Source organism: Candidatus Dependentiae bacterium (assembly GCA_026389065.1).
Lineage (GTDB): Bacteria > Babelota > Babeliae > Babelales > Chromulinivoraceae > JACPFN01.
Genome location: JAPLIP010000046.1, coordinates 1 through 7,650, shown reverse-complemented (window position 1 = coordinate 7,650; position 7,650 = coordinate 1). Strand labels below are relative to the sequence as shown.

Genomic DNA, 7,650 nt, shown 5'->3' with positions numbered 1-7,650 from the left:
TTATAAATCAGAACAGGTTGATTGACGGAGTTCGTATAAGCATCTCCTGTCTTTTGATCAGGATAGGTTCTAGAAATTTGATTTGATGATGCAATAATCGAACTGTTTATTTTTGCAGTAAGAATAACCTCTTTACCAGAAGTCATGCTGTACCCCAATCTTAAATTACCAGAGCCGGTAAAAGCACTACCCGTAGGGCAACTTAACTTAATAAAACAATTCAAAACAGAAATCACTTTTCCATCTCCAGGGGCAGCTATTAAAGTAATCGGCGTAACTCCAAGATTTCTGACTTGCGAGTTTGTCAATGCTACCAAAGCTGTTTGAAGTAACGGACTTGACCAAGATGGTAAAGCTGTTGGTCCATTTGAAACAAGCATATCACCACTATTTCCGCTAGAAAGCGACTGCGCAGAAGCTGTAGATGTCGCTCCTCCAGCCAAAAGAGAATAGGCTGTTAATGTTGTCAGTCCAATTCCACCATTTGAAACTGCAACCGGAGAAGATAAAGAGTATTGAAGTGTCTTTGAGTTCGACGTTACAGACAATCCACTACCTGCGCTTGGAGTTACAAATATTGGATCCAAAGAACCAGATCCTAATAAAACTTGACCAGCAGCTCCAGTAATCCCCGCCCCTACAGCGCCAGTTAATCCGACAGCTCCAGTTAATCCAATCGCACCAGTAGAACCAGTCAATCCTGTAAGCCCTGTTACGCCAGCAGATCCTGTACTTCCTTCCTGTAGAACCCGTAAGTCCTGTTGCACCTGTTAGACCAGTTAGTCCAGTAGATCCTGTGCTTCCTGTAGAACCCGTAATACCAGTAGCTCCAACCACACCAATGCTTGTCCAAATGGGTAATGCTCTAGATCCAGCAGAAACTAAGACTTGTCCAGATACTCCAGATGATAATTCTTGCAAGCTTCCAGAAGAAGTTGTTCCACCCGCAAGCAGCCGATATTCTGACAATGTTGTTTTACCTGTCCCACCATTTGAAACAGCCACCGGCGAAGCTAAAGAATATTGAATAGTCTTTTCATTTGAAATTAAAGATAAGCCACTACCCGCTGTTGGTGTAACAAATAATGGATCTGAGTCAGTTGAACCAACCAATAACTGGCCACTTTTTCCAGAATCTATTGAAGAAATAATAGATGCTCCCTCTCCAACTAAAACACCATGCTTAAGAAGTCCAGAATATTTATCAGATGAGCCAGCAGCAATAACCGTTGAATACTGAACGCCTTTTCTTGTGCTACTATTGTCAAAATCTTCTTGAGCTTCTAATTGAAAGACTTTACGAGAGTCTAAATCAATCTCTTCAGGATTTTGTAAATCACTAGAAAAAACTACTTTGCTATAGCTCATCATTAAAAACATTAAAATAAATCGGTGGCTCATACTTCTCCCTTTTTTAAGAAAAAATCTAACTAAAATAAAAAATAAATACTTAAGATTTCAAAATAGAAACTATTATCACACTGAATTTTAAGATATGAATATTTAAAAATCAATCTAACTTTTAAATCAATTATAAAAACGTAGATAGCTTGCTTTACATAAAAAATTTTTTATCCTAGACCAAGAACAAGAGTCTTTGAATTTTTTATAAAAGAAAGCGATATGAAAAAATATATAATTTGTTTTCTATTGACCATTTCAAATCAAACTATCATTCAAGCAATACGGCTTGAATCAAAAATTCAACCAGAAAAAACAGATGTTTTTTTATCAATGAATCAACTTTTTCAGCTGAGTTTTTTACAAGATGAACTCAACGAATACGGGCCTATCGTTAATGATGAATGGAGCAACAATGAAAATGTTCGAATTTTAATTGAGCGCACAGAGCTTGCGGTGCAACAATCATCGACCGCATCACAAGAATTAATGAAATTAAAAATTATAGAACTGTTTAAAAATGTTGGAGTAGATATTGAATTTACATCAGACAATTTTATTATGTTAAATATCAAGAACATTAACGAAAAAGCAGATCCTGAGCATAGAATAAAAATTCACCTAATTCATAAAAAAAAGAAACCTCATCAAGACTTTGTTGCAGCAAATGCCATATACGATAAGACAAAGAATCCAAAGCCACTGGCTAGAATCCATGGAGCTCGAAGAACTATGAATCGACTCAGAAAAGCACGAGAATTAAGAGAAAAACAAGAAAGAATAAAACTAGGCATAGAAAGACAGCAAGAGCTCAATAAAATTCGCAGGGCTAAAGAGTATTTCAATATTGAAGCTAACGAATTAAAGGCAAAACAACCAACTAATCGCAACAATGAAACCTTCCAGGAAATATAAGCAAAATCAGGATGCCGAAAATAGGCCTTTGCCAAAGTTCTATTTTATGGCAAACTAAATATAGAAACTTTCTTTGCAAAATATGCAAAATAATTCTTTTATATATAAAATTCAATATGGCCATCTGATCTAAGTATTCAGGTCAATCTTTAAATGGTCAATAAGTTATAGGGATCAATAAAATGACAAAAGTATCACTAGAATCAATACAAAAATTACGCAACATGACTGGCCTTGGTATGCTTGATTGCAAAAAAGCCTTAGAAGAAGCAAATGGCGACATTGAAAAATCAATCGAACTTCTAAGAAAACGCGGCACAGCCCTTGCTGATAAACGAGCTGACAAAGAAACTTCTCAAGGTGTTATCGTTTCATACATTCACCCTGGTGATCAAATGGCCGTTTTGGTTGAGCTCAATTGCGAAACTGATTTCGTCGCTAGAACTGAAGCTGTTAAAGCTGTAGCAAAAGACATTGCGATGCACATTGCAGCAATGAAACCGCAATACGTATCACCTGATCAAGTTGATGCTGCATTTATAGAAAAAGAAAAAGACATCGCTATCGAACTATTGAAGTCTCAAGGCAAACCTGCTGCTATGATTGAAAAAATCATTGAAGGTAAAATGTCAAAAATTGCAAGCGATGTTTCTTTATTAAAACAACAATTTGTAAAAGATGAAGCTAAAACAATTGAAGAATTGCTTAAAGAATTATCTGCAAAAACTGGCGAAAATATTAAAATTAAACGATTTGCACGCTTTGAAATTGGCGCGTAGGAGATAGCAACGATGACACCTATTATTATTGAAGAAGGTAATTTAAAATCCTTTGAAAAACCTGTATGTGCAGAAATGGACAAATCGTTTGCTCATTTTGAAAAAGAACTAACAGGAATAAGAACTGGCAAAGCACACATCAGCATGATCGAAGATCTCAAAGTTGAATGTTATGGCGGAAGCGTTATGAATCTTAGAGAAGTTGCTTCTCTTGCATCACCAGACGCTAACATTTTAACGGTACAACCATGGGACAAAGGTATTTTGTTAGATATTGAAAGGTCTCTCGCATCGTCACATCTTGGCGTAAGTCCTATCATTGATGGTGATATTATCAGACTTGAGCTTCCTCGCATGACAACTACTCGTCGTGATGAGCTTGCAAAACTAGTTGGCAAAAAAATCGAAGATAGCAAAATTGACATTAGAAACGTCAGAAAAGATGTTGTAAACATGATCAAAGATGCTCAAAAAAGCAAAAAAATATCTGAAGACTTTGAAAAACGTTTGAACAAAACACTTCAAGATTTTACTGATAAATATGTTGAAAAAATTGATGCAACTGGTGAAAAGAAAAAAAATGAGCTAAAGTCTCTGTAAGACAGCTTGTATAAATAAAAAGTTTTGTGCATACTGTACATAGATCATTGAATGCAAGAGTGGCGAAATTGGTAGACGCGCTGGACTTAGGATCCAGTTCCCGAAAGGGAGTGGGGGTTCAATTCCCTTCTCTTGCACCAAAAAAAGGAGATTTATGGTACAAAGCGATAACGTTTCTTGTCAGGTTAATCAACAACCCTTAAGTAACAATTGTCTTTTCACAGTATCAGTTCCATCAAAAATTACAGAATCGTTTTTTCAACTAGCAGCACAATCACAACAAAGCACAACACAATCTATTGGATTTAAACGAGGTTCAGCACCAATTTCTTATATCCAAGAACATTTCAAAGCCCCAATCGTCAGTCATCTGAAAGATCTGGGGCTTAAATTTTTTGGTATAAATAATTTAATGCAAAGCATTCGTCAACAAAAAATTATTATTGTTGGAACGCCACAACTTACAAACATTCAAATAGATAATGATGGAAACGCTCAATATAGCTTTGAGGGGCATACGCCTAAAGAACTTTACATGCAAAGTTGGAAATATCTTCCATTTAAACCAACACCACGAAAAAGATATAGAGATATTGATAAACAAGTAACTTCTTTTCTTCAAGAAGAAGAAGCTATCCAAAGTCGATACAAACCTGAAAATGGAATTGCTGTCGGAGACTGGGTCTGTTTTACCGCATGGATTATCGATAAAAACAACAAAGCAGTATTTGATAAACATACCTCACCAATCTGGTTAAAAATCGGCGATGAAGAACCAGATGTTCTTTTTCAGACTTTATTCTTAGGAAAACATGTCAATGAGCGAATAGTTACCGATAATCCAAGCCTTCAAAATTACTTCTGCGAAGCCTCAAATTCTCATTATACATATGTAATTGAGATACAAGACATTGTTCCCTATGGGTCATTTTCATTTGATAATTTTAAACAATATTTTAAAATCAAAACCCAAAAAGATTTACTTATAAAAATCACGGAAGTGTTTTCGTTTAACAATGACATTTCTCAGCGTCGCTCTATTAGCCACGAAGCATTAAAACTGATTATTAAAAAAAATCATATCGTTTTACCAGACGCTGCAATAATTGAACAAAAAAAACTTATTTTAACAGACTTAAAATTCAAACCTGACTTTATTATTTATAAACAGGATCCAAACTTTGACACGAACGTTACAAATATGGCAAAAAGACAGCTTCTTGATAGCGTTGTTGCAGAATTCGTTGGATACCAAGATAATATCTCGGTAAGCAATCAAGACATGAAAGCTATTTTACACATCACCCAAAGGCCAAGATTAAAAGATTTTTTATATTTTCCATTTATAAAAACACAGCTTGATGGTCAAGAATACCCTATTGAAAGCGAAAGCTTATATAAATTTTGCCTAAAAGAAAAATCAATTAACCATATAATTCATCATTTAACTAAAAAGTAATTCGAAAACCCAATCATGGAAAACACAACACCATCGAAAACACACTCTCTTGTTATCATAGGGGCTGGCCCAGCTGGTTTAACTGCTGGAATTTATGCTGCTCGTGCAAATTTAAACCCCGTCATAATTGAAGGCCCAAAGCCCGGCGGACAACTGATGGGAACAACCGATATTGAAAACTGGCCAGGAAACGGTTCTATTTCAGGACCAAGCCTCATGATAAATATGGCAGAACATGCAAAAAAATTTAATGTTAAAACAATATCAGGCTCTGTTACATCCGTTGATCTTTCTAAAAAACCTTTCTCAATGACCATCGATGGCAAAAATCAAATACAAGCGCATAGCATTATCATTGCTACTGGAGCTACCCCAAACAAGCTTAACTGCCCAGGTGAGCAGGAATTTTGGGGCAAAGGAGTATCTACATGCGCTGTCTGCGATGGAGCATTTTATAGAAACCAGGAAGTGGTAGTTGTTGGAGGCGGAGACTCAAGCATGGAAAGTGCTTCATTTTTACATAGAAATGGAAACAACGTAACAATTGTACACATTTCAGATAAGCTTACCGCGTCACATGCTATGCAAGCTCGAGTGCTCAGCAACAACTCTGGAAACGCCTCACTTGAATCTATCAAGCCTGGATTTAAAATTATTTATAACAGTACCGTTACGAGCGTTAATGGATCTGGTGGCAAAATAACCAGCCTTACAATTACCAATCAACAAACACAAGATACCCAAGAATTACAAGCTGATGCTATGTTTTTAGCAATTGGACTTAAGCCAAATACGACAATGTTTGAAGATCAAATTGACAGAACTCACATTGGCCATATAAAAGTGCACGATTTAGTTAAGACTTCAGTGCCTGGCGTATTTGCGGCAGGTGATGTGCAAGATCCAAAATACCGCCAAGCAATTGTTTCTGCTGGTTTTGGGTGCATTGCCTCACTTGAAGCAGAAAGATATTTAGCTGACCAAAACCTTGAGTAAAATAATATAAAAAAGCCTTTACCTTGCTCGTAGTCCTCATGCTTGCAGTGTCCTGCGAAAGCTGGAAACAAAGCCTAAAACAGATGGATCCAGCATGAAATAAAAGCTTAAAGCCCTAGAGTAGATAGTTTTTATTGCAAAAAATCGCATTTACTTTAGAATATTAACTATAAAATAGCTATTTTTCAGACCAATAGAAAAGGTTCTTCCTATGTCAGTAACATTTTTTAGAAAAAGTCGCGTTAAACGTAACAGAAAACATGGTTTCTTAAAACGGATGTCAACAAAAGACGGTCGTACAATTATCCGACGTCGTCGCGCAAAAGGTAGAACTCGCCTAGCAGTTCACGCAGCGTAGGCCACTTTTGGCTACCGCGTAAAAGCGCACATAACCTTGAATTTAAAGAATTTTGATTTATGCAAAACGCATCAAAAAATCTCTCAAAATTCAAAAAGAAAGAGCTTGATCACTTCTTTAACACCGCAAAGTGTAAAAAAAAGAATCAAGCTTTTACTTTTTTGATAGCCCCTGCGACCTTAGACTTTGGTCGTATTTTAATAATTGCATCAAGAAAATATGGCAACTCCCCAGAGCGCAACCTTTTAAAGCGTCGGCTTAAGGCTATTTATTGGGAAGAAAAGCTCTATGAAAAAATGACTAATTTAATTGTTATTGCTCGTCCAGCTGGGAAAAAATATGATTTTACAGGGCTTAAAGAATTACTACTCAGCCTTTTCTAGCAAAGACATCTTTCTACAAATAATAAACTTATCTTCTTTTACTTTGGCAAATCTCTTCATTTTTCTGATAAATCGTTTTCGGCCACTTCTAGGGCCTGGCAACATTTGTCCTTTTGAGCTAGGATGCACACAATTTGCGATTTTACAGCTACAAACAAAGCCTTTGACTGTTGCTATTGTTTCGATAGCTAAGCGACTTTTAAGCTGCAACCCTGTTTCAATTTGGATGAAACACAAAAAAGCATCTAGTAGCAAGCAAAACTAAGCTGTTTTGTAAAATAGTTGCTTATGTTTTTGCAGTCTGGCTAAGATGATGTTAAATTTTTCTATTTTTTAATGGATTTTAACATGCAAAATTTAAATACTTTTCTTACCCTACTTATTCTTTTTTCGAGCAACATTCAAGCCTCATCTTCAAAAAAACAAAAGCAGGCAAAAAGCCCTCAAGAATTAAATCTAAAGTGGCTTTCACAGTGGGACCCATCATACAATGCTTATATTCTCCAGCAGCTTATAAAAGATGATAAACTATCCCTCTTTCACTCAGAAAAATCAGAATTCAAACAATTTGATTTAATATTAAAGGCTGTAAGATCTGCAAAGCTTGAGCAAAATTATTATACCAATCATACAAATAACTGGACAAATAATGCGCTTGAAGTGCTACACAAAGCGCCACGAGAAGGAAAAGAGATAGAAAAAACAAGAAAACATGAAATCATCAATCAAATTAATCAAACTCTGTTGAAAAATTCTTAT

The 7,650-nt window shown here is 35.8% G+C and carries 10 protein-coding genes and 1 tRNA gene; 9 read left to right on the top strand and 2 right to left on the bottom strand.

The window, feature by feature from the left end:
- Both NTU89_03130 and NTU89_03125 read right to left on the bottom strand, forming a co-directional pair.
- A partial coding sequence (locus NTU89_03130) for a hypothetical protein (protein ID MCX5923538.1) occupies positions 1-587 on the bottom strand: 587 nt, incomplete at its 3' end.
- On the bottom strand, positions 553-1,401 hold the full coding sequence (locus tag NTU89_03125) for a hypothetical protein (protein MCX5923537.1): 849 nt from the start codon (positions 1,399-1,401) through the stop codon (positions 553-555). The genes NTU89_03130 and NTU89_03125, both read right to left, overlap by 35 nt.
- A gap of 222 nt (positions 1,402-1,623) precedes the next feature.
- Between NTU89_03125 and NTU89_03120 the strand changes: the two genes are divergently transcribed.
- From NTU89_03120 to NTU89_03080, 9 genes are all read left to right on the top strand, one after another.
- Positions 1,624-2,316 (top strand): hypothetical protein, encoded by a 693-nt coding sequence (locus tag NTU89_03120; protein MCX5923536.1) that lies wholly within the window; start codon positions 1,624-1,626, stop codon positions 2,314-2,316.
- Positions 2,317-2,498: 182 nt separating this feature from the next.
- A complete protein-coding gene (gene tsf, locus NTU89_03115; GenBank protein MCX5923535.1) occupies positions 2,499-3,095 on the top strand; it encodes a translation elongation factor Ts in 597 nt (198 codons plus the stop codon).
- 12 nt (positions 3,096-3,107) lie between these two features.
- Entirely contained in the window at positions 3,108-3,695 is a 588-nt protein-coding gene (gene frr / locus NTU89_03110) for a ribosome recycling factor (GenBank protein MCX5923534.1), read from the top strand.
- Positions 3,696-3,748: 53 nt separating this feature from the next.
- Positions 3,749-3,835, top strand: a tRNA-Leu gene (locus NTU89_03105).
- 14 nt (positions 3,836-3,849) lie between these two features.
- A complete protein-coding gene (locus NTU89_03100; protein MCX5923533.1) occupies positions 3,850-5,154 on the top strand; it encodes a trigger factor in 1,305 nt (434 codons plus the stop codon).
- Positions 5,155-5,169: 15 nt separating this feature from the next.
- A complete protein-coding gene (gene trxB, locus NTU89_03095) occupies positions 5,170-6,150 on the top strand; it encodes a thioredoxin-disulfide reductase (protein MCX5923532.1) in 981 nt (326 codons plus the stop codon).
- Positions 6,151-6,361: 211 nt separating this feature from the next.
- Positions 6,362-6,508, top strand: a complete 147-nt coding sequence (gene rpmH, locus NTU89_03090) for a 50S ribosomal protein L34 (GenBank protein MCX5923531.1) — start codon at positions 6,362-6,364, stop codon at positions 6,506-6,508.
- 59 nt (positions 6,509-6,567) lie between these two features.
- Positions 6,568-6,891 carry a ribonuclease P protein component gene (gene rnpA / locus NTU89_03085; protein MCX5923530.1) on the top strand — a complete coding sequence of 108 codons (324 nt, stop codon included), beginning with the start codon at positions 6,568-6,570 and terminating at the stop codon, positions 6,889-6,891.
- A gap of 348 nt (positions 6,892-7,239) precedes the next feature.
- Positions 7,240-7,650 (top strand): hypothetical protein (locus NTU89_03080; protein ID MCX5923529.1); only part of this gene is annotated, 411 nt, incomplete at its 3' end.